The sequence below is a fragment of the Pelomonas candidula genome (assembly GCF_043555985.1).
Taxonomy (GTDB): domain Bacteria; phylum Pseudomonadota; class Gammaproteobacteria; order Burkholderiales; family Burkholderiaceae_C; genus Pelomonas; species Pelomonas candidula.
The window spans coordinates 220,567-241,828 of record NZ_JBIGIC010000005.1; the positions used below are offsets into that span (position 1 = coordinate 220,567).

The following is a 21,262-nucleotide window of genomic DNA, read 5'->3' on the forward strand; positions in this document are numbered from 1 at the left end:
CTCCTAAGATCTACGGACCCGTCAAATTTCATCCGTCATGCACCTTCGCCCCCACGCCACGGCGCTCATCGCCCTCGCCGCAGCCCTGCTCGCCGGCTGCGCCACGCAGCCCGCCACGACCGAGCTGACGCTGCTGTCCATCAATGACTTCCACGGCAATATCCAGCCCGCCAAGCCGACACCGCTGATGCCGCGCCTGCCCGACGCAGCGACCGGCCAGCTCAAGGCCCAACCAGCCGGTGGCGTGGCCTACCTGGCCACGGCACTGGCCGACCTGAAGGCCAAGAACCCGGACGCACTGATCGTCGCCGGCGGCGACCTCATCGGCGCGTCGCCGTTGATCTCCGGCCTGCTGCGGGACGAGCCCACGCTGTCCGCCATGTCGCAGTTGGGCATCTCCGCCAGCGCCCTGGGCAACCACGAGCTGGACGCCGGCCTGCCCGAGCTGCTGCGCAAGGCGCACGGCGAGTGCGGCCCGACCGAATGCCTGTGGCCCGGCTTCAAGGGCCCCGGCTTCCCTTACCTCGGCGCCAACGTGCTGGACGCCCGGACCGGCGCGCCACTGCTGCCCACCCACGTCATCCAGCAGGCCGGCAAGCTGAAGGTCGCCATCGCCGGTGTCGCAACGAAGGACACGCCGCAGGTCATCGTGGCCCGGGCCATCCAGGGCATCCGCTTCGCCGACGAGGCAGACACGCTGAACGCGCTGGTGCCGCAGCTGAAGGCCGAGGGCGCCCAGGTGCTGATCGCCGTCATGCACGAAGGCGGCATGATGGGTGCCGGCGCCGCTGCCAACGATGCAAGCTACGCCTGCCCGACGCTGACCGGCCGCGTACACGACATCGCCCAGCGCCTGGACCCGGCCTACGCGATCATCATCGGCGGCCACACCCACCAGGCCTATACCTGCAAGATCAATGGCCGCCTTGTCGTGCAGGCCGGCAGCTATGGCGGCTGGATCACCGAAAGCCACCTCAAGCTCGACGCCGCCGGCCGCGTGCTGGATGCCAGCGCCGTCAACCACCCGGTGCTGCAGTCGGCCTACGCGCCCAACCCGGCACTGGTCCAGCTGGTGGCCCGCGCCGCCGCGCTGACCGAGGCCGCCCGCACCAAGCCCGTTGCAACGCTGCCGCGCGGCGCCGTGCGCAGCCCCAAGGCACCCAACGGCGACGCCGCCCTGGGCAACCTCATCGCCGACAGCCAGCTCGCCTTCGCCCGCAAGCAGGGTCCGGCCGACATCGCCTTCATGAACTCCGGCGGCATCCGCGCCGACCTCGTCGTCGACCCCGGCAAGCCGACGACGATGAGCGACCTGCTGGCCATCCAGCCTTTCGGTAACGACATCGTCGTGCTGACGATGACCGGCCAGCAGCTGTGGGACGTGCTGCAACGCCAACTGCCCAAGGGCGACGCGTCGCCGCGCTTCCTGCAGCCGTCGTGGACGCTGCACTACCGCTGGCGCCAGGGTGCCGACGGCACGCCCGAGCTCGGCGAGATCCTCGTCGATGGCAAGCCGCTGGAGCGCACACGCGACTACCGTGTCGTCGTCAACAACTTCCTCTCCGAAGGCGGGGACGAGGCCACCGGCTTCAAGCACGGCCGGGACCGCACCATCGTGGGCACTGACATCGACGCCCTCGTCGAGCTGCTGCGTGCCGACCCGCAGGCCGTCGAGCGCGCCGCGCCCGGCCGCATCGTTCGAGAGTGACCACCTAGGGCAAACCTGTCGCTGGTAGCAGCGACCCCCTCGACCAGCCAGGCGGCCCAGTCCTAGACTCAAACGGTTCGGCAAGGTCAGCCGGACGCCAGCGGTTCGGGGGAGCGCGATGGCGGCGTGGGACAGGCAAGGCGGCACGGGTGCCCAGCACCGGCATGGGACTGTGCCGCCCCCGCTGATTCCCGAAATCCTGGCCCACCTGCCCTGCGGCCTGGCCGTCTTCGACGCCGAACGCCGCCTGCTGATGCACAACGCCGAGTTCGAGCGACTGCTCGACCTGCCGGCCTCGCTGTTTGAACAGCCCGTCCTCGGCTTTGCCGACCTCGTCGGCTTCTGCGCCGCCCGCGGGGACTACGGCCAAGGCGAGAAGGCCCGCGCCACCGTCGAGGCCGCGCTGGCGCTGGGCCGCGACACGCAGGCCAACCGGCTCGAAACCTATCGCGCAGGCGACCGCGTCATCGAGGCCCGCACGGCGCCACTCCCCGAGACCTCGTCCGTGCCGGGCGGCCTGGTCCTCACCTGCCTGGACCTGACACCGCAGACCCAGGCGCGCGTCGCCGCCGAGCGCGCATCGCTGGCCAAGACCCGCTTCCTGGCCAACATGAGCCACGAGATCCGCACGCCGATGAACGCCGTGCTGGGCATGCTGCGCCTGCTGCAGAAGACGCCGCTGGACGCCCGCCAGCACGACTACGCCGTCAAGAGCGAGGGCGCCGCGCGCGGCCTGCTGGGCCTGCTCAACGACATCCTGGACTTCTCCAAGATCGAGGCCGGCCACCTCGGGCTGGACCCGCATCCCATGCGGCTGGAAGAGCTGCTGCGCGACCTCTCGGTCATCCTTGCCGCCCAGGTCGAGCAGCGCGACATCGAGCTGCTGTTCGACCTCGACCCCGCGCTGCCCGCCGTCGTCATCGCCGACGCGCTGCGCCTGCAGCAGGTGCTGGTCAACCTGGCCGGCAACGCGATCAAGTTCACCAGCGCCGGCGAGGTCGTGCTCGCCATCCGCTGCATCGCGCAAAGCGCCGACCGCGTCACGCTGGACTTCTCCGTGCGCGACACCGGCATCGGCATCGCTCCCGAGCAGCAGGAGCGCATCTTTGCCGGCTTCACGCAGGCCGAGGCCTCCACGGCGCGGCGCTTCGGCGGCACCGGCCTGGGCCTGGCCATCAGCCGCCACCTCGTGCGGCTGATGGGCGGCGACATCAGCGTCGAAAGCGCCCCCGGCGCCGGCAGCCGCTTCGGCTTCACGCTCGATTTCCCGCTGCCTGGCGGCCTGCCCGCGCCGGCGCCAAGCCAGGCGGTACGCGCACTGGTCGTCGACGACCATGCCGAGGCCCGGCGCGTCATCGGCACGCTGGCCGGTTCGCTGGGCTGGCAGGTCAGCCTGGCCAGCAGCGGCGCCGACGCGCTGGCACAAGCCGGCGCTGCGAGCTTCGACGTCGTGCTGCTCGACTGGGTCATGCCCGGACTGGACGGCTGGCAGACCGCCTGCCAGTTGCGCCAGCGCCTGGGCCCCGAAGCGCTGCTGCTGATGGTCACCAGCCACGACCGCGAGCGGCTGTCCGAACGCAGCGCCGCCGAGCAGGCCTTGCTGGATGGCTTCCTCGTCAAGCCTGTCACGGCCGCCACGCTGGGCCAGGCCGTGGCCACCGCCTTGCAGGTGCGCCGCCACGGCGTCGCACCGCCCGAAGCCGCACCGCAGCGACTGGCCGGCCTGCAGCTGCTGGTCGTCGAAGACAACCCCGGCAACCAGCAGGTCACGCGCGAGTTGCTGGAGCTTGAGGGCGCCCTCGTCACGCTGGCCGGCGACGGCCAGCAAGCGTTGACGCTGCTGGCCCAGACGCGCGGGCGGTCCGGCTTCGACGCCGTGCTGATGGACGTGCAGATGCCGGTCATGGACGGAACGACGGCCACCCGTCTGATCCGCCGCCAGCTCGGCCTGACGCTACCCGTCATCGCCATGACGGCCGGTGCGCTGGAGACCGAACGCCAGGCCTGCCTGGACGCCGGCATGGATGAACACATCGGCAAGCCCTTCGACCCCGACACCGTCGTCGCCGTGCTGCGCCGCCGCTGCGGTGCCGCGCCGGTGCCGGACCGCACCACGCACTTCGAACTGCCGCCGGCCGTCATGGACGACGCCGGCCGCGCCGGCATCGCGCTGGCCGAAGCGCTGGCACGCATGTCGGGCCGCGTGGAGCTGTTCGAGCGCACGTTGCACGCGCTGCACGAGCAAGACCGCAAGCTCGCCCAGGCGCTTGCCGAAGGCGGCTCCGCCGCCGCACGTGGCCTGCACGGCTACCGCGGTCTGGCCGCGATGCTGGGTGCGCCCCGGCTGGCCGAGCTGGCCGCCGAAGGCGAGCGCAGCGCCCTGCCCGACGCTGACTGGCAACGCCGCTTCCTCGAATGCCGCGACGCCGACCTCGCCGCGCTGGACCGCCTCTGCGCCCACCTCTCCACGCGCCCGGCATCCGCCGTCGAGCCGCTCACGCTCGCCCCGCCGGGCAGCCTGGCCGACCAGCTCGACACGCTGGCCGAACTGCTGGCGGGCTCCGACCTGGAGGCGCTGGACGCCCACGAGGCGCTGCGCTCCGCACTGCCCCCCGAGACCCGCGTGCCGCTGGACGAAGCCATGGCCGCGCTCGACTTCACCACCGCGCTGACGCTGTGCCACGACCTGCGCGCCACCCTGGAGCACCGGCCATGATGCAGCTCAGCCTGCCCGACAGCACCCCGCTGCTGCCAGGCCACACGCCGACCGGCCGCCGGCCACGGCTGCTGATCGTGGACGATCAGCCCGTCAACATCCAGGCGCTGCATCGCGTCTTCGCGGCCGACTGCCAGGTGCTGATGGCCACCGACGGTGCCCAGGCGCTGAAGCTCTGCCGCGAGCGCCAGCCCGACCTCGTGCTGCTGGACGTGCAGATGCCCGGCATGGACGGCCACGAGCTGTGCGCCGAGCTGAAGGCCGACCCGCTGCTGCGCGCCATCGCGGTCATCTTCGTCACGTCGCAGGACCACCCGGACGACGAGACGCGCGGGCTGGATGCCGGCGCGGCCGACTTCATCACCAAGCCCTTCAATCCGACCGTCGTGCGGGCTCGCGTGCGGACACAGCTGACATTGAAGGCGCAGGCCGACCTGCTGCGCGAGCTGGCCTTCGTCGATGGCCTGACGGGCGTGCACAACCGGCGGCACTTCGACGAGCGGTTCCTGGCCGAGTCCCGCCGCGCGCAGCGCACGCGCGCACCGCTGGCGGTGGCGCTGGCGGACGTGGACCACTTCAAGCGCTACAACGACGCGCTGGGGCACCTGGCGGGCGACGACTGCCTGCGGCGGGTCGCCGTTGCGCTGCGTGCCTGCCTGCGGCGGCCGACGGACCTGCTGGCGCGCTACGGCGGCGAGGAGTTCGTCTGCCTGCTGCCGGACACGGACCTGGCCGGCGCCATCGGCGTGGCGCAGTTGATGGAAGACACCGTGCGAGCCCTGGCGCTGCCGCATCCGGGGGTAGAGGGTTGCGTGACGATCAGCCTGGGCGTAACGGCGGGCCTGCAGGGCGAAGGCCTGATCGAGGCGGCCGACCGGGCCATGTACCTGGCGAAGGCGGCGGGGCGCGGGAGGGTGAGTTGGGTGGAGGGGTGATGGACCGGTGGTGTTGCGCCTACCAGATGGGCTTGCTCGGAATCGGCGGGGGCTGATTCCTCGGTACTGACGAGCCCGTGCCTGACGGCACGTCCAAGGACGGCCACGGGCTATCCTTGAGCGAACCCGGGTAGGCCCCATCCCAAACGCCCAATCCAAAAACGAACGGCCCCGTCAGGGACCGTCTGCTTTTGGAGCGGGTGATGGGAATCGAACCCACGTATCGAGCTTGGGAAGCTAGCGTTCTACCATTGAACTACACCCGCGTAGCCCGCAGTCTACGCGACGACGCGGCCTCAGCGCACCGCGATCGCCGCCGGCCCGGTGCCACCGCTCGCGACGGGACCCAAGGCCGTCAGCGCGCAGGCGGGGCCGATGCTGTACTGCGAGATCGTCGCGTCGCCGGCGTTGCTGACGTAGAGGTGCGCGCCGTCCGGGCTGACGGCCAGGCCGGCGGGCGTGGTGCCGGCGGCAATGGTCGCCGTCGCCAGCGGCGTCAGCAGGCCGCTGGTGACGATGTACTGCGACACGGTGCCGTCGCCACCGTTGGCGACGTAGGCGCAACCGCCCGACGGCGTCACGGCGATGGCCAGCGGTGTGCTGCCGGTGGCGACGCTGGCCGGCGACTTGGCGCTCAGCGCACCGCCACTGCCGATCGTGTACTGCAGCACCCTGGCGCTGCCCTTGAGCAGCACGTACAGCGAGCCGCTGTCGGGGCTGGCGACCAGCGCGATGGGCAGCGTGCCGGTGCTGCTCGTGCTGACGGTCGCCGTGCTCAGCGCGGTGAGGCTGCCGCCGCTGCCGACGCTGTACTGCGAGACGGTGTTGTCGCCCTGGTTCACTGCGTAGGCATGGCTGCCATCGGGCGTCAGCGTCACGGCCATCGGCGTGCTGCCGACGTTGATCTTGGCGGTCGAGTTGACACTCAACGCGCCGGTGCTGCCGTTCACGTCGAACTGTGAGATCGTCTTGTCGGTGTAGTTGGCGACGTAGACGTGGCTGTTGTCCGGGCTGATGGCCAGGCCGCGGCTGTCGGCCACGGCGCTGACGCTGCCGACCAGGCTCAGCGCGCCGGTGCTGGAGACGGCGTAGGCGCTGACCGTCGCGGCATTCGAGTACGAGGCGAAGGCGAAGCGGCCGTCCGAGCTGAACACCAGCCCGGCCACCGGCGCGGCGGTGCTGACCGTCGCCTGGCTGGTCAGCAGGCCGGTGCCGTTGTTGATGCTCAACTGGCTGATGGTGTAGCCACCGGCATTGCCGACATAAGCCATGTAGTTGCGGCACACCACCGCCACCGATGTGACGTTGGCAGACGCGCTGCCGCTGCCATTGCTGACCGAGCAGGTCTGGCCGACGGGCTGCGACTTGACGGTGACCGCGTAGCTGCCGCTGACCGCGCTGCCGAACGTGAAGCTGCCGGCGCCGGAGGCCACGGCCAGCGTCTGGTCGCCAGTGCTCAGCACCAGGCCGCTGCTGTTCAGGCCGGTCACGCTGCCGCCCACCGTGTAGCTGGCGCCGCTGCCGCCACCACAGGCACTCAGCAGGGCCAGTCCCAGAAGACAAAGGGGGCGAAGAGAACTCATGGGCCGGACGGGTCGGGGTTGCGATGCGACCAGTCTAGGAATCCACCTCTCCGGGCAAGCGCGGCAACAACGCGGCGTTCGGGCCCACTGCGGCGGCCAGGGTGATGCAGTTCACCATCGACCGCAAATTCACTGAATCGACGGCCGGGCTCGCGGCTTCCGGTTACGCCTCCACACACTCTGTGCACGCTGTAGGACAAGGCCGCGAGATGACCCACGGGCGCGGATGAACCCATGGGCAAGCCCTAGCATGCCGCCACCCACAACTGCCTCCCCAAGCAGGAGACCTCCATGAAGAACACCGCCCGCCGCGCACTGACCTCGCTGCTCGTCTCGTCCATCGTCTTCAGCGGCATGGCCCACGCGGCCCCCACCGCACTGATCAGCACCGAGCAGGCCGCCGCGGCGGCGCCGCGCAGCGAGGCCCACGCCCGCCTGCAGGCGGCGCTGGACCGCGCCGACCTGGCCGCGATGCTGCAGGCCCGCGGTGTGTCGACCGACGAGATGCGCGCCCGCGTCGACGCGCTGACCGACGCCGAAGCGCAGCAGATGGCGGCCCAGATCGACCAGGCTCCCGCGGGCGCTGCTGACGTCGTCGGCGTGCTGTTCACGATCTTCATCGTGCTGCTGGTGACGGATATCCTGGGCCTGACCAAGGTCTTCCCGTTCACGCGCTCGGTGCGTTGATCGCCCGCCTCGCCACGGCCCTCTCGGCAGCCGCCGCGGCGTTGCTGCTGAGCGGCTGCGCGGCGCTGTTCACACCGCCGCAGACGGCCGCGCTGCAGGCCAGTCCGCCGCCGGACCTGCCGGCCCGCGCCGAGCGCACCGAGGTGCCGTTCTTCCCACAGACGCGCGACCACTGCGGCCCGGCCGCATTGGCGACGGCGCTGGCCGACATCGGCCTGCCCGCCGACCCCGACCGCCTGGCCGATGCCGTCTTCCTGCCGTCCCGCAACGGCAGCCTGCAGCTGGAGATGCTGGGCGGCGCGCGCCGCCAGGGCGCCGTCGCGACCCGGCTGCCGCGCGAACTGCAGGCCGTGCTGCGCGAGGTCGCGGCCGGGCACGCCGTCGTCGTGCTGCAGAACCTCGGGCTGGAGCTGATCCCGCGCTGGCACTATGCCGTCGTGGTCGGCTACGACATCGCCGCGCACGAAATCATCCTGCGCAGCGGCACCACACAGCGCGAGACGCTGCCGCTGCGCACCTTCGAATACACCTGGGCGCGCGGCGGCCGCTGGGCCGTCGCCGTGCTGCCGCCGGACCGGTTGCCCGCGACGGCGACCGAGGCCGATGCGCAGGATGCCGCTATCGGCTTCGAGCGCGCGGCACCGCCGGCCCGCGCGGCGCTGGCCTACCGCACGCTGCTGGCGCGCTGGCCCGACAACCTGCTGGCCGGCATCGGCCTGGGCAACACGCTGAATGCCGCCGGCGACGCCACCGGGGCGCGCGCCGCGTTCGAGACCGTGGCCAACCGCCACGACAGCGCCGTGGCCTGGATCAACCTGGCACGACTGCGCCTGGACGCAGGCGACCGCGTCGGCGCCCAGGCGGCAGCGGAACGCGCCGTGAAGCGCACGGAGGCCGCCGAACCGGCGTGGCGCGACGCGGCACGCGCCACACGGGCCGCGACTGAAGAGCAGCACTAGCGCCCCGCGCGGCTACAGTCGCGCGCATGACGTCTCCCGCTGTTTCGCGTCCGCCCGCCACGCTCGCCATCGCCTGGCGCCAACTGCTGCGGGACTGGCGGGCCGGTGAGCTGCGGCTGCTGATGCTGGCCGTCGCGCTGGCCGTGGCGGCGCTGTGCGCGGTGGCCTTCCTGTCGGACCGACTCGACCAGGGCCTGCGCCGCGACGCGGCCCAGCTGCTGGGTGGCGATGCCGTCGTCGCCAGCGACCAGCCCACGCCCCAGCCCATCCTCGACCTGGCTGCCGAGTTCAAGCTGAGCACCGTGCGCAGCGCGGCCTTCCCGAGCATGGCGCGCGCCGAGGATGCCCAGGGCGGCGACAGCCGGCTCGTCGCCGTCAAGGCCGTCAGCCCCGGCTACCCGCTGCGCGGCAGCATCACGCTGCGCGACGCCCTGCCCGGCCAGGGTCCGGCGCCGGCCGCCGGCACGGTCTGGATCGACCCCGCCGTGGCCGACGGCCTCGGGCTGAAGCTTGGCGACCCGCTGCTGCTGGGCGACAGCCGTTTCAAGATCGCCGCCCTCATCGAGACCGAACCCGACCGTGGCGCCGGGTTCATGAACTTCGCGCCGCGCGTGATGCTCGGCGAGGCCGACCTGGCCGCGACCCACCTCGTGCAGCCGGCCAGCCGCATCACGTATCGGCTCGCGCTGGTGCCCGGCCCGGGCGCGGCGCCGGGCGCGGTGAAGCGCTTCGTCACCGGTTCCGAGCAGCTCATCAAGGCGCAGAACCTGCGCGGCCTGCGGCTGGAGTCGCTGGAGTCCGGCCGGCCCGAGATGCGCCAGACGCTGGACCGCGCCGCACGCTTCCTGCGGCTGGTTGCCATGCTGTCGGCACTGCTGGCGGCTGTGGCCGTGGCGCTGGCCGCGCGCGACTTCGCGGCCCGCCACCTCGACGCCTGCGCGATGCTGCGCGTGCTGGGCCAGCCGCAGCGGCGCATCGCCTGGGCCTACGGGTTGGAGTTCCTGCTCGCGGGCCTCGCAGCCAGCCTGGCGGGTGTGCTGCTGGGGCTCGCATTGCATCAGGTGTTCGTGCAGCTGCTGGCCGGCCTCGTCAACGTGGCGCTGCCGGCGCCCAGCCTCTGGCCGGCACTGCTGGGCCTGGGCCTGGGGCTGTCGCTGCTGCTGGGCTTCGGGCTGCCGCCGGTGCTGCAGCTGGCCGCCGTGCCGCCGCTGCGCGTCATCCGCCGCGACCTCGGCGCGCCCAAGGCCAGCTCGCTGCTGGTGCTGGGCGCCGGCGTGGCGGGCCTGGCCGCCATCCTCGTCGTGCTGGCAGGCGACCTCATGCTGGGCGCCATTGCCGCCGCGGGGTTTGCCGGGGCGGTGCTGCTGTTCGCGCTGCTGGCCTGGCTCGCGGTGAAGCTGCTGCGCCGCATCGTGCCCACCAACGTCAGCGGCGCCGGCGTGCCACGCTGGCTGCTGCTGGCCACGCGCCAGGTCGCGGCGCGGCCGGGCTTCGCGGTGATGCAGGTGTCGTCGCTGGCCGTGGGGCTGCTGGCACTGGCGCTGCTGGTGCTGCTGCGCACGGACCTCATCGACAGCTGGCGCCAGGCCACGCCTGCGGCTGCACCGGACCGCTTCGTCATCAACATCCAGCCCGACCAGGCCGAGGCGTTCCGCAAGACGCTGACGGACGCCGGCATCGCGAAGTTCGACTGGTATCCGATGATCCGCGGCCGGCTGACGACGATCAACGGCGACGCCGTGCTAAGCAAGCGCTTCGCCGAGGACCGCGCACAGCGCCTGGCCGAGCGCGAGTTCAACCTCAGCCACACGGCCGAGCTACCGGCGCACAACCAGCTCGTGGCCGGCAGCTGGGGCTCGGCGGCGCCCGGTGAGATCGGCCTGAGCGTCGAGGAAGGCCTGGCCAAGACGCTGGGCCTGAAGCTCGGCGACCAGCTCGCCTTCGACATCGCCGGCCAGCCGGTGCAGGGCCGCATCACCAGCCTGCGCAAGGTGGACTGGTCATCGATGCGGGTCAACTTCTTCGTGCTGTTCGAGAAGGCCGAGCTGCCCGACCTGCCGTCCACGCAGATCGCCGCGTACCGCATGCCGGCGGGCGCGAAGCTCGACCGCGAACTGGCGCGCCAGTTCCCCAACCTCACCGTCATCGACGTGTCGGCCCAGCTCAACCAGGTGCAGGGCGTGCTGGACCAGGTCATCCAGGCGGTGCAGTTCCTGTTCGGCTTCACGCTGGCCACCGGCCTCGTCGTGCTGCTGGCCGCGGTGGGCAGCACGCGAGAGGCGCGCACGCGCGAGTTCGGGCTGATGCGCGCGCTGGGCGCACCGTCCTCGCTGCTGGCCCGGGTGCAGCGCGCCGAGCTGCTGGGCGTGGGAGCGCTGGCCGGCTTCCTGGCCGGCACCGTGGCGCTGGTGCTGGCGGCGCTGCTGGCGCGCTTCGTGTTCGAGTTCGAGTGGCAGATCAAGCCCTGGGTGCCGTTCGTGAGCGCGCTGTTCGGCGCGCTGCTGGCCTGGAGTGCCGGCTGGTGGAGCCTGCGCGGCGTGCTGCAACGACCGGTCGTGCAGACGCTGCGGGAGGCACAGGCGGAATGAACGCAGCGCCGGGCAGCCCCAAGCAAGGTCGCTCCCGCTTGGCGGGACAGCGCGAAGCGCGAAGGGTGCTCCAGTGACTCAGGTGACCGCCCGCGACGTTGGCCGCTACCTGGCGCTGTCAGCGGGCATCACGGCTGTCTACAGCCTGCTCGGCCGGCTGGGCCTGCTGATGGTGCTGCCGCCCTACCAGGTGGCGCCCATCTACCCGGCCGCGGGCTGGGGGCTGGCCGTGCTGCTGGTGCTGGGCCTGCGCTACCTGCCGGCCGTGGCACTGGGCTCCTTCCTCGTGCAGGCGACGATGCTGAGCGATGCCAGCGAGCACGTGCTGCCGCTGTCGCTGGGCATCGGCCTGGGCGCAGCAGCGCAGGCCGCGGCAGGCACGCTGCTGATGCGGCGCTGGTGCGGCCGGCCGCTGGTGCTGGCCTCGCCACGCGAGATAGCGGGTTATCTGGCCGCGGCGACGCTGGCCGGTGTCGTCAGCCCCAGCTGCGCGACGCTGCTGCTGAAGCTCGTGGGCATCGTCGCGACGCCTCAGATGGGCAAGGTATGGATGATCTGGTGGACCGGTGACCTGATGGGCGTGCTCATCGCCACACCGATCACACTGGCACTGATCGGCCGGCCGCGCTCGGCGTGGGCCACGCGGCGCTTCAGCGTGGGCCTGCCGATGCTGCTGACGACGCTGCTCGTGGGCCTGGGCGTGGCGGCCACGATGGAGTGGGACCGACAGCGTAATCGCGCCGACTTCACGCGCGACGCGACCAACGCCGCCCAGGATCTCACCAGCCGGTTGCGCGAGCCGCTGCTGGCGTTGGAGAGCACGCACGGTCTGGTACGCGTGAAGCCCCGGCCTACGCGCGAGGAGTTCGCGCTGGCCACCGAAGGCTTCCTGACCGAGGACAGCCCGCTGATCGCGCTGGGCGTGGCGCTGAAAGTGCCGCGCAGCGACCTGGACCGTTTCAACGCCGACGCCGCAGCCGACAACTTTCCCGGCGGTTACCAGGTGCGCGACCGCACGCGCGCCGGCGACACGCGCACGCCGCCTGACGAGGACGTCGTCGCCATTCGCCTCATTGAGCCGCTGACGCGCAACGTCGGCGCGCTGGGTATCAACGTGCGCAGCGTGCCGGATGCGCGCCTGGCGACCGAACGTGCAGCGGCAAAGGGCCGGTCGACTGCGTCGGCGGGTCTGCAGCTCTCGCAGGACCGCGACGGTGCCGTCGGCGTCGTCGTCTACCAGCCCTTCTACCGTGACGCGGCGCTGGACGGCTTTGTCTTCGCAACGATCCGGCCCGACCTGCTGCTGTCGCGCCTGGCCGCGCACTGGCCCGAGCAGTTGGGCGCCTGCCTCGTCGACCTGGAGCCCGGCGTCACCTACCCGCGCCTGGCCGGCCGCCCCGGCTGCGAGGCTGTACAGCGCGGCGGCGATGCCGCCCTGCCCCTGGTGAAGATGCCACTGGAGTTCGGCGGCCGGCACTGGGAGGTGCGCATCTACGACCTGCCCGGCTTCCCACAGGCGCCGGGCCGCAGTTGGGCCTTTGCGCTCGTGGGTCTGCTGGCGACGGCCATGGTCGGCGCGCTGCTGCTGCTGATGTCGGGCCGCACACAGCATGTCGAGGCGCTCGTGAAGGAGCGCACCGCGGCGCTGGAGCGCGAGATCGCCAGCCGCGCCGAAGGCGAGCACGCGCTGAGCCAGAGCGAGCAGCGCTTCCACAGCATCTTCGAGACGGCGCCGATCGGTATCGCGTTCACGGACCTCAACGGCGGGTTCCAGGAGGTCAACGCCTACTTCTGCGGCCTGGTGGGCTATCCGGCCGAGGCATTGGCCGGCCGACGCTCCATCGACATCACGCACACCGAGGACCGACGCGAGGACATCCGCATGGCGCGCCGGCTGATGCGCGGAGAGATCCCGTTCTACCGGCGCCTGAAGCGCTATGTGCGGCCCGACGGCGGCATCGTCCATGCGCGCGTGCTGGTCAGCCTGCTGCGGGGTGCCGATGGCCGGCCGCATCGGCTGGTAGGCGTCGTCGAAGACATCACCGACCAGCTTCGCCTCGAGGAGCTGGACCGGGCCCGCGAGGCCGCCGAGGCGGCCAACCAGGCCAAGAACGAGTTCCTGTCGCGCATGAGCCATGAGCTGCGCACACCGATGAACGCCATCCTCGGCTTCACGCAGCTGATGCAGATGGACGCGAGCGAGCCGCTGCCCGCCGCCCAGCGCGCCCGCGCGCAGCAGATCGCCCAGGCCGGCTGGCATCTGCTGGAGATGATCAACGACACGCTGGACCTGTCGCGCATCGAGGCCGGTTCGCTGCGGCTGGAGCCCGCCGTGCTCGAGCTGGCGCCCCTGCTGGCCCGCGCGCTGGCGCTGGTGCAGCAGGGTGCCGCCGAGCGCGGCCTGGCCATCAGCCAGCGCCTGGACCCGGCCGCGCTGCGGCTGGTGGGCGACCCCACCCGCGTCACGCAGGTGTTGACCAACCTGCTCAGCAACGCCGTCAAGTACAACCGGCCCGGCGGCAGCATCAATATCGAGACCACCGCACCGGAGCCGGGCTGGGTGGAGGTGGCCGTGCGCGACTCGGGCCTGGGCCTGACCGACGAGCAGCGCGCTGCGCTCTTCCAGCCCTTCAACCGCCTCGGCCGCGAGCGCAGCGGCCTGCCGGGCACCGGCATCGGCCTGGTCATCAGCCTGCGCCTGGCCGAAATGATGGGCGGCAGCCTGCGCGCCGAGGCCGTTGACGGCCCAGGTGCCCGCTTCGTGCTGAGGCTGCCGGCTGCCGGCCTGCCTCCCGCCTCGGCCGCCGAGCCTGGCCACGCCGAGCCCTCGGCCCCCCAGGCCGGCCCGCACCGACGCGTGCTCTACGTCGAGGACAACCCGCTGAACGCCGATGTCATGCACGGCATCCTCGAACAACGCCCCGGGCTCGAACTGGAGATCGCCCCCACCGCCGAAGCCGGACTGAAGGCGCTGCGCGAGCGCCCGCCCGCCCTGCTGCTGCTGGACTGGCAACTACCCGACGCGGACGGACTCTCACTGCTGCAGCGCCTGCGCGAACTGGGCGGCACGCCACCACCGGTCATCGTCGTGTCGGCCAATGCCCAGCCGGAGCAGATCGCGCTGGCCCAGTCGGCCGGCGTGCGCCACTACCTGACCAAGCCGCTGGACGTGCGCGAACTGCTGGCCCTGGTTGACGAATTGTTGGCATCGCCCCCCGAGCCGAAGCGGGCAGAATGATCGACTGAACCCACCCCCGCGCAGTCCCGATGAGCTCTACCGACCTCGTTCCCACCACCGGCACCCAGGCCATCCAGACCGTGGCCCGCACGGACGTCCACCAGTTCCTGACCTTCCGCATCGGCGAGGAGGAATACGGCCTCGACATCCTGCGCGTGCAGGAGATCCGTTCCTACGAGGCGCCCACTCGCGTCGCCAACGCGCCGGCCTTCGTCAAGGGCGTCGTCAACCTGCGCGGCGTCATCGTGCCCATCCTGGACCTGCGCATCCGCCTGGGCCAGGCCGGCGAGTACAACGCCTTTACCGTCGTCATCGTGCTGAACGTGGCCGGCCGGGTCGTCGGCGTCGTCGTGGACTCGGTGTCTGACGTGCTGGAACTGAGCGCCGAGGAGATCAAGCCCCGCCCTGAGGTGCCGGCGGCGATGGACTCCCGCTTCATCACCGGCCTGGGCAAGATCGGCGAGCGCATGCTGATCCTGCTGGACATCGAGGCCATGATCAAAAGTCCGGATTTCGGCCTCGTCGACTGACGAAGCCGCCACAAAAGTTAGTGGACACCCACTGTTTCGACTGCAGCAACACTGCATTCCAGCAGGCGCAGCGTCATTCTTAGCACTCTCCAAGGCGGAGTGCTAATATCCATCTCACCGCTGCATCTCGTGGCGGTCTAGCAAGGATCAAGACGATGTCTGCCTCTTCCGCCATTGCCGTTCGCAGTCCCTGGGCCATGGTGCCCTCGCTGGGCAATCTGGACGCCTACATCTCCGCCGTGAACCGCCTGCCGCTGCTGACCGCAGAGGAGGAAAGCTCGGCCGCGCGCAGCCTGCGCGACAAGGGCGACGTGGAGGCCGCCGGCCGTCTGGTGCTGTCGCACCTGCGCCTGGTCGTGTCCATCTCGCGCCAGTACGTCGGCTACGGCCTGCCCCAGGGCGACCTGATCCAGGAAGGCAATGTCGGCCTGATGAAGGCCGTCAAGCGCTTCGACCCGGACCAGGGCGTGCGGCTCGTCAGCTACGCGATGCACTGGATCAAGGCCGAGATCCACGAGTACATCCTGAAGAACTGGCGCATGGTCAAGGTCGCGACGACCAAGGCCCAGCGCAAGCTGTTCTTCAACCTGCGCTCGATGAAGCACCAGCTGAAGGCCGACCAGGCCGACGGCGAGACGCACCGCAACACGCTCACCGAGGCGGAAGTCGACCACGTCGCCAGCACGCTGAACGTCAAGCGCGAGGAAGTGCTGGAGATGGAGACCCGCATGTCGGGCGGCGACGTGGCGCTGGAGCCGCAGACCGACGACGACGGCGAGAGCTTCGCCCCCATCGCCTACCTGGCCGACGACAGCCAGGAGCCGACACGAGTCATCGAGGCGCGCTCGCGCGACGACCTCGCCGGCAACGGCATCGCCCGCGCGCTGGAAGCGCTGGACCCGCGCAGCCGCCGCATCGTCGAGGAGCGCTGGCTGAAAGTGAATGACGACACGTCCGGCGGCATGACACTGCACGAGCTGGCTGCCGAGTACGGCGTGTCGGCCGAGCGCATCCGCCAGATCGAGGTCGCAGCGATGAAGAAGATGAAGAAGGCGCTGACCGAAGCCGCCTGAGCTTCGTCGCACCGGAAGCAGAAAGCCTCTTGCGAGGCCCTCCAACGAAGAAAGCCCCGCGAGGGGCTTTCGTCATTTCCTGGCCTGCGCCTCGGCCAGCAGCAGTTTGATGTCGTGCGCCAGCGGCTCGGCGCCGGCGCCGTAGCGGGCGTAGACGCGCACGCGCCCTTCGGTGTCGAAGATGAAGCTGGCGGCCGTGTGGTCCATCGTGTAGGTGTCAGGTGTCTTGCCCGGCACCTTGGCGAAGAAGACCTTGAACTCCTTGGCTGCGGCCTGCGTCTGCTCAACGCTGCCATGCAGGCCGACGAAGCTGGGATCGAAGCTGGCCAGGTAGGCCTTCAGCAGCGCGCCCGTGTCGCGCTCGGGGTCGATGGTGACAAAGACGCCCTGCACCTTGTCGCCGTCCGCGCCCAGCGACTTCTTGACCTCGGCCACCTCCATCATCGTCGTCGGGCAGACGTCGGGGCACTGCGTGTAGCCGAAGAACACCACCGCGACCTTGCCCTTGAAGTCCGCCAGGGACCGCGCCCGGCCGTCCTGGTCGGTCAGGTTCAACTGCCTGGCGTACTCGGCGCCAGTCAGGTCGATGCCCTTGAAGGCCTCCCTGGCCGGCTCGGCCTTCTGGCAGCCGGCCAGCGCCAGCGCGGCAAGCGCGGCGAGAGTGAAGCGACGGGTGCTCATTGGATGTAATGGTCGATCAAAAGGGCCGCAAACAGCAGCGACAGATGCCAGATGGAGAACCAGAAGGTTCGCCGCGCCAGCATCTCCGAGTACGAGCGCCACAGCCGGAAGGCATACCCGCAGAAGCCCAGGCCCAGCGCCAACGCGCTGACCAGGTAGAACCAGCCGCTCATGCCGGTCAGGAAGGGCAGCAGCGTCGCAGCCAGCAGCACCCAGGTGTAGAGCAGGATCTGCAGACGCGTGTAGTCGTTGCCATGCGTGACCGGCAGCATCGGCAGGCCGGCACGGGCGTAATCCTCCACGCGGTACAGCGCCAGCGCCCAGAAATGCGGAGGCGTCCACAGGAAGATGATGAGGCACAGCAGCCAGGGCTCGGGCCCCAGGTCGCCGCGCAATGCGGCCCAACCCAGTACCGGCGGCATGGCGCCCGAAGCGCCGCCGATGACGATGTTCTGCGGCGTCATCGGCTTCAAGATGACGGTGTAGATGACTGCATAGCCGACGAAGGTGGCGAAGGTCAGCCACATCGTCAGCACGTTGACGTAGAGAGCCAGCAGCACCATGCCGGCCGCGCACAGCAGCGCCGAGAACGCCAGCGTCTGCGGGCGGCTCAGCTCGCCCTTGGCCGTGGCGCGCCAGGCGGTGCGCTTCATGCGCGCGTCGATGCCGTCCTCGATGAGGCAGTTGAAGGCCGCTGCCGCACCGGCCACCAGCCAGATGCCGGCGATGGCCGCGAGCATCGTCAGGGCCTGGTCCAGCGACGGCAGCCCCGGCACGGCCAGGGCCATGCCGATGGCCGCGCAGAAGACGATGAGCTGGACGACGCGCGGCTTGGTCAGCTGGTAGAACTGTTGCCAGCGCGGGCTGTGCGCGAGCGCGCTGGCTGTGGACGTGGAAGCCATGATCAGGAAAGCGCGGCCCTCAGCCGCGCGAGCAAGGTGGTGAGCAGGGCCAGCAGCACAGCGGCGCCGGCGGTGTGCCCCAGGGCCGCGACGATGGGCCAGCCGAGGACGACGTTGGACAGGCCCGTGGCGAGCTGCCAGCCGGCCGCGGCGAGCAGCCAGCGCGACCAGGCCGGCGCCGGGCGGCGCAGCGCCCAGGCCAGCGCCAGTACGGCCGTGAAGACGACGGCCGCGCCGATACGGTGGGCCATGTGGATCGCGGCCAGCGAGTCGTACGTGAGCCAGCCGCCGTCGGCATTGCGGCCCAGGTCGCGCCAGAGCTGGAAGCCCTGCGCGAAATCCATCTGCGGCCAGAACTCACCGCTGTGGCAGGCCGGGAACTCGTCGCAGGCCAGCACGGCGTAGTTCGTGCTGACCCAGCCGCCCAGCGCAACCTGGGCCAGCGTCAGCAGCAGCACGATGGCGGCGGCGCGGCGCAGCCAGGTCGGCACCGCGAGCGGCTGCGGCGCGTAGGCCTCGCGCTGCCAGGCCAGCAGCATCAGCAGTCCCAGGCCGAACAGCAGATGCAGCGTGACGATGGCGGGGAAGAGCTTCATCGTCACGGTCAACGCACCGAACGCGCCTTGCACGCAGACCCACAGCAACGTCAGCGTCGGCCACCACGGCGATGGCGCCGCCTCGCCTTCGCTCTTCCTGAGCCGCCAGCTCAACGCGGCCAGCACGAGGATGAGCAGCCCCACGGCGCTGGCGAGGTAGCGGTGGACCATCTCGATCCACGCCTTGCCGTGCGTGACGGGCCCGGTGGGCATGGCCGCCTGCGCGGCCTCGATGTGGTGATGCGCGCCGACCGGGCTCGCCGAGGCGTAGCAGCCGGGCCAGTCCGGGCAGCCCAGGCCGGAATCGGTCAGCCGCGTGAACGCACCGAAGACGATGAGGTCGAAGGTCAGAAACAGCGTCAGCAGCGTCAGCGCGCGCAGCCGGCCGGCCGGCGTGCTCGCGCGCGAGCGCTGCCGCCACCACAGCAGCGGGCCGATGGCCACGGCGCCGCCGATGGCGGCGACCTGGCCGAGCGGGAGCAGCAGCTCGTTCACGGTCAGCGCCCTGCCTTGTCCCAGCTGGCGCTGGCGCGCAGCAGCTTGTCGAGGTCGGCCTTGAGCTTCTTCGGGTCGGGGTCGCCCGGCGCGCGCAGCATCCAGCGGCCGATCGGGTCGATGACGTAGAAGTGGTCGGACAAGGTCTTGCCCGGCGCCGGCTTGAGCCAGGCCTCCAGGCGGTCACGCGGCACCTGCAGCACCTGCACCTCGACGCCCTTCTGGCCGACCGCCGCCAGCACCTCGGCACGCGGCAGGCTGCCGTCCTGCGGGATCAGCCAGAGCTTATCGACGCGACCGCGTTCCTTGCCCAGCATCTCGCGCAGTTGACGCTGCACGTAAAGCTGGCGCTCGCAGGCAGCCTCGCAGGCGGACGGCTGCACGACGGCCAGCAGCCACTGCCCTTTCAGCGACTCGGCCGGCACGGGGTGGCCCTGAAGGTCGGTGAGCGGCAAGTCAGCCGGGATCTCGGCGGTGGGCGTGATGAGATCGCCATAGGCCGAGCCGTGCGGCTTGACGACGTAGAAGGTGAAATAGGACGCCACGACCGGCGCGGCGCACAGCGCCAGCACGAGGAACATCTTCCAGCGGCCGGCGCGCTGCTGAGGCGTGACGCGCGGGTCGGGCAGGCTGTGTACCGCGAAGCTCAACGGCTCAGGGCTTGTGGAACCGGGGGCGGAGGAGTTGGAACCAGACATAGAGACCGACGATCAGCGCGCAGAGCGCGAACCATTGAAAGGCGTAGCCGTAATGTTTCTGCAGGCCGAGGTCGGGGGCCGGCCAGTGGCGAAGCAGGCCATCGTCGACGCCAGCGGGCGCGGTCTGCACGACGGTCAGCGGCAGCAGCGCCAGGCCCGACTCGACGGCGAAGGCCGCAGGATCGAGATTTTGCCGGATCGCGCCGGCAGCCCCGGTACCCAGCTCATAAAGCCGCGATGGTGTCGCGGCGAGCCGGCCTTCGACCTCGACCTCGCCGGCCGGCGTCACGAGCGGCGGCAGGTGGGTGCGATCGGCCGAGTCGCGTGGCACCCAGCCGCGCTCGACGAGGATCGCATCGCCGCGGCCGGCCAGCCGCAGCGGCGTGACGACGTAGAAACCGGCCCGGCCATCCATCGGCCGGTTGTCCAGCCACACGGTCCGGTCGGCCACCCAGACACCGCGCAGCACGACGCGGCGGTGCAGCGGCGAACCAACCAGCTCGGTGTTGGACAGTGGTGAACGGGCGCCCTCGACCTCGTCGGCAGTCTGCAACGCGATCTTCTGCGCGGCGCGGTCGAGCTGCCAGACACCGAGGCGCGCCGTCAACGCGGCCCCCAGCAGCGCGGCGGCCAACAGCAGCCAGCGCCGCGCCGTCATGCGATTCCCCCGGGCGGATAATTCGACGTCATGAAATTCCTGATCCTGGTCGCCTTCATCGGCATCTTCGGTGCGCTGGCGTCGGCCGGCTTCTTCATGCTGCGCAAGGGCCGCGGCGACGACAAGCGCAGCCCCAACATGGCCCGGGCATTGGCCGTGCGCGTGGGCCTGTCGGTGGCGCTGTTCCTCATCATCCTGCTGAGCTGGAAGCTGGGCTGGATTCACCCGACCGGACTGCCGCTGAAAGCGGCCTGAGCCGCAACAAAAAAGCGCCGCATCCGCGGCGCTTTGTCTTTGGCGTGTCGGCTTACATCCAGTAGACGACGACGTACAGGCCCAGCCAGACGACGTCGACGAAGTGCCAGTACCAGGCCGCACCTTCGAAACCGAAATGGCGCTCGGGCGTGAAGTGGCCCTTCATCAGGCGGATGGTGATGAACAGCAGCATCAGCGCGCCCACGCAGACGTGGAAGCCGTGGAATCCGGTCAGCATGAAGAAGGTCGAACCGTAGATGCCGGAGCTGAGCTTGAGGTTCAGTTCGGTGTAGGCGTGGTGGTATTCGTAGGCCTGGAAGCCGAGGAAGGTGGCGCCCAGCAACACGGTGATCCACATCCAGCCGATGGTCTTGGCACGGTTGCCGGCGATCAGCGCATGATGGGCGATGGTCAGCGTGACGCCCGAGGTCAGCAGCAGCGCAGTGTTGATCGTCGGGATGGGCCAGGGGCCCATCGTCGTGAAGGCCTCGACGGTGCCGCCCGGCGCGGCGGTGAAGCCCGGTGCGGTGCTGGGCCAGATGGCCTTGAAGTCGGGCCACAGCAGGCTGTTCTCCAGGCTGCCCAGCCCAGGCACGGCAAAGGTGCGAGCCCAGTACAGCGCGCCGAAGAAGGCAGCGAAGAACATCACCTCCGAGAAGATGAACCAACCCATGCTCCAGCGGAAGGAGACGTCGATGCGGTCGCTGTAGAGGCCGCCTTCGCTCTCGCCGATGGCGTCGCGGAACCAGGCCTGCAGCACGAAGGCCCAGAACAGGAAGCCGAACAGCAGCGAGTAGGCGCCCCAGCCGTGGCCGTTGACCCACTGGCCCGCGCCGAGGATGACGAAGAACAGGCCGGTCGCGGCCATCACCGGGTGCCGCGATGGCGCCGGGACGAAGTAGTACGGGGTCTTGCCCGGGGTTGCCGCTGCCGACATTTCGCTTCTCCTTGTTCTCGCTC

Annotated in this window: 17 protein-coding genes and 1 tRNA gene; 10 read left to right on the plus strand and 8 right to left on the minus strand. The window is 70.6% G+C overall.

Annotated elements, in window-relative coordinates; translation table 11 throughout:
- Positions 1-37: 37 nt before the first annotated feature.
- The 3 genes from ACG04R_RS12140 (at position 38) to ACG04R_RS12150 (ending at position 5,359) form a co-directional block, all read left to right on the plus strand.
- Positions 38-1,708, plus strand: a complete 1,671-nt coding sequence (locus ACG04R_RS12140) for a bifunctional metallophosphatase/5'-nucleotidase (RefSeq protein ID WP_394410258.1) — start codon at positions 38-40, stop codon at positions 1,706-1,708.
- A 172-nt stretch (positions 1,709-1,880) separates the two neighbouring features.
- On the plus strand, positions 1,881-4,424 hold the full coding sequence (locus tag ACG04R_RS12145) for a response regulator (protein ID WP_394410261.1): 2,544 nt from the start codon (positions 1,881-1,883) through the stop codon (positions 4,422-4,424).
- Positions 4,421-5,359, plus strand: coding sequence for a diguanylate cyclase (locus tag ACG04R_RS12150; protein WP_394410264.1), 939 nt, complete (start codon positions 4,421-4,423; stop codon positions 5,357-5,359). Before ACG04R_RS12145 ends, ACG04R_RS12150 begins: the two co-directional genes overlap by 4 nt.
- Before the next feature lie 192 nt (positions 5,360-5,551).
- Here the strand turns inward: ACG04R_RS12150 and ACG04R_RS12155 are convergent.
- Both ACG04R_RS12155 and ACG04R_RS12160 read right to left on the minus strand, forming a co-directional pair.
- Positions 5,552-5,625 (minus strand) — tRNA-Gly (locus tag ACG04R_RS12155).
- 30 nt (positions 5,626-5,655) lie between these two features.
- Positions 5,656-6,942: a beta-propeller fold lactonase family protein gene (locus tag ACG04R_RS12160; RefSeq protein ID WP_394410267.1), complete on the minus strand. Its 1,287-nt coding sequence runs from the start codon at positions 6,940-6,942 to the stop codon at positions 5,656-5,658.
- 291 nt (positions 6,943-7,233) lie between these two features.
- Here ACG04R_RS12160 and ACG04R_RS12165 point away from each other — a divergent pair, with 291 nt between their 5' ends.
- The 6 genes from ACG04R_RS12165 (at position 7,234) to rpoH (ending at position 16,017) form a co-directional block, all read left to right on the plus strand.
- A complete protein-coding gene (locus tag ACG04R_RS12165) occupies positions 7,234-7,629 on the plus strand; it encodes a PA2779 family protein (RefSeq protein WP_394410271.1) in 396 nt (131 codons plus the stop codon).
- Positions 7,626-8,588, plus strand: coding sequence for a PA2778 family cysteine peptidase (locus tag ACG04R_RS12170; protein ID WP_394410274.1), 963 nt, complete (start codon positions 7,626-7,628; stop codon positions 8,586-8,588). Before ACG04R_RS12165 ends, ACG04R_RS12170 begins: the two co-directional genes overlap by 4 nt.
- A gap of 26 nt (positions 8,589-8,614) precedes the next feature.
- Positions 8,615-11,176, plus strand: coding sequence for an ABC transporter permease (locus tag ACG04R_RS12175; RefSeq protein ID WP_394410277.1), 2,562 nt, complete (start codon positions 8,615-8,617; stop codon positions 11,174-11,176).
- A 73-nt stretch (positions 11,177-11,249) separates the two neighbouring features.
- Positions 11,250-14,414, plus strand: coding sequence for a CHASE domain-containing protein (locus ACG04R_RS12180; protein WP_394410280.1), 3,165 nt, complete (start codon positions 11,250-11,252; stop codon positions 14,412-14,414).
- A 29-nt stretch (positions 14,415-14,443) separates the two neighbouring features.
- Positions 14,444-14,944 carry a chemotaxis protein CheW gene (locus ACG04R_RS12185; protein WP_394410283.1) on the plus strand — a complete coding sequence of 167 codons (501 nt, stop codon included), beginning with the start codon at positions 14,444-14,446 and terminating at the stop codon, positions 14,942-14,944.
- 155 nt (positions 14,945-15,099) lie between these two features.
- Positions 15,100-16,017: an RNA polymerase sigma factor RpoH gene (gene rpoH / locus ACG04R_RS12190; RefSeq protein ID WP_394410286.1), complete on the plus strand. Its 918-nt coding sequence runs from the start codon at positions 15,100-15,102 to the stop codon at positions 16,015-16,017.
- A gap of 72 nt (positions 16,018-16,089) precedes the next feature.
- On the opposite strand, the gene ACG04R_RS12195 is transcribed toward rpoH, so the two are convergent.
- Genes ACG04R_RS12195 through ACG04R_RS12215 form a run of 5 tightly spaced genes read right to left on the minus strand, consistent with a single transcriptional unit; the run spans position 16,090 to position 20,047 of the window.
- Positions 16,090-16,698: an SCO family protein gene (locus ACG04R_RS12195; protein ID WP_394410289.1), complete on the minus strand. Its 609-nt coding sequence runs from the start codon at positions 16,696-16,698 to the stop codon at positions 16,090-16,092.
- Positions 16,695-17,600, minus strand: a complete 906-nt coding sequence (gene cyoE / locus ACG04R_RS12200; RefSeq protein ID WP_394410292.1) for a heme o synthase — start codon at positions 17,598-17,600, stop codon at positions 16,695-16,697. Before cyoE ends, ACG04R_RS12195 begins: the two co-directional genes overlap by 4 nt.
- Positions 17,601-17,602: 2 nt before the next feature.
- Positions 17,603-18,691, minus strand: coding sequence for a COX15/CtaA family protein (locus ACG04R_RS12205; protein ID WP_394410295.1), 1,089 nt, complete (start codon positions 18,689-18,691; stop codon positions 17,603-17,605).
- 2 nt (positions 18,692-18,693) lie between these two features.
- Positions 18,694-19,341, minus strand: a complete 648-nt coding sequence (locus ACG04R_RS12210) for an SCO family protein (RefSeq protein WP_394410298.1) — start codon at positions 19,339-19,341, stop codon at positions 18,694-18,696.
- 4 nt (positions 19,342-19,345) lie between these two features.
- Positions 19,346-20,047 carry an SURF1 family protein gene (locus ACG04R_RS12215; protein ID WP_394410301.1) on the minus strand — a complete coding sequence of 234 codons (702 nt, stop codon included), beginning with the start codon at positions 20,045-20,047 and terminating at the stop codon, positions 19,346-19,348.
- 30 nt (positions 20,048-20,077) lie between these two features.
- Here ACG04R_RS12215 and ACG04R_RS12220 point away from each other — a divergent pair, with 30 nt between their 5' ends.
- Positions 20,078-20,302, plus strand: coding sequence for a twin transmembrane helix small protein (locus tag ACG04R_RS12220; protein ID WP_394410304.1), 225 nt, complete (start codon positions 20,078-20,080; stop codon positions 20,300-20,302).
- 52 nt (positions 20,303-20,354) lie between these two features.
- On the opposite strand, the gene ACG04R_RS12225 is transcribed toward ACG04R_RS12220, so the two are convergent.
- Entirely contained in the window at positions 20,355-21,239 is an 885-nt protein-coding gene (locus tag ACG04R_RS12225) for a cytochrome c oxidase subunit 3 (protein WP_394410307.1), read from the minus strand.
- Between the last annotated feature and the right edge of the window lie 23 nt (positions 21,240-21,262).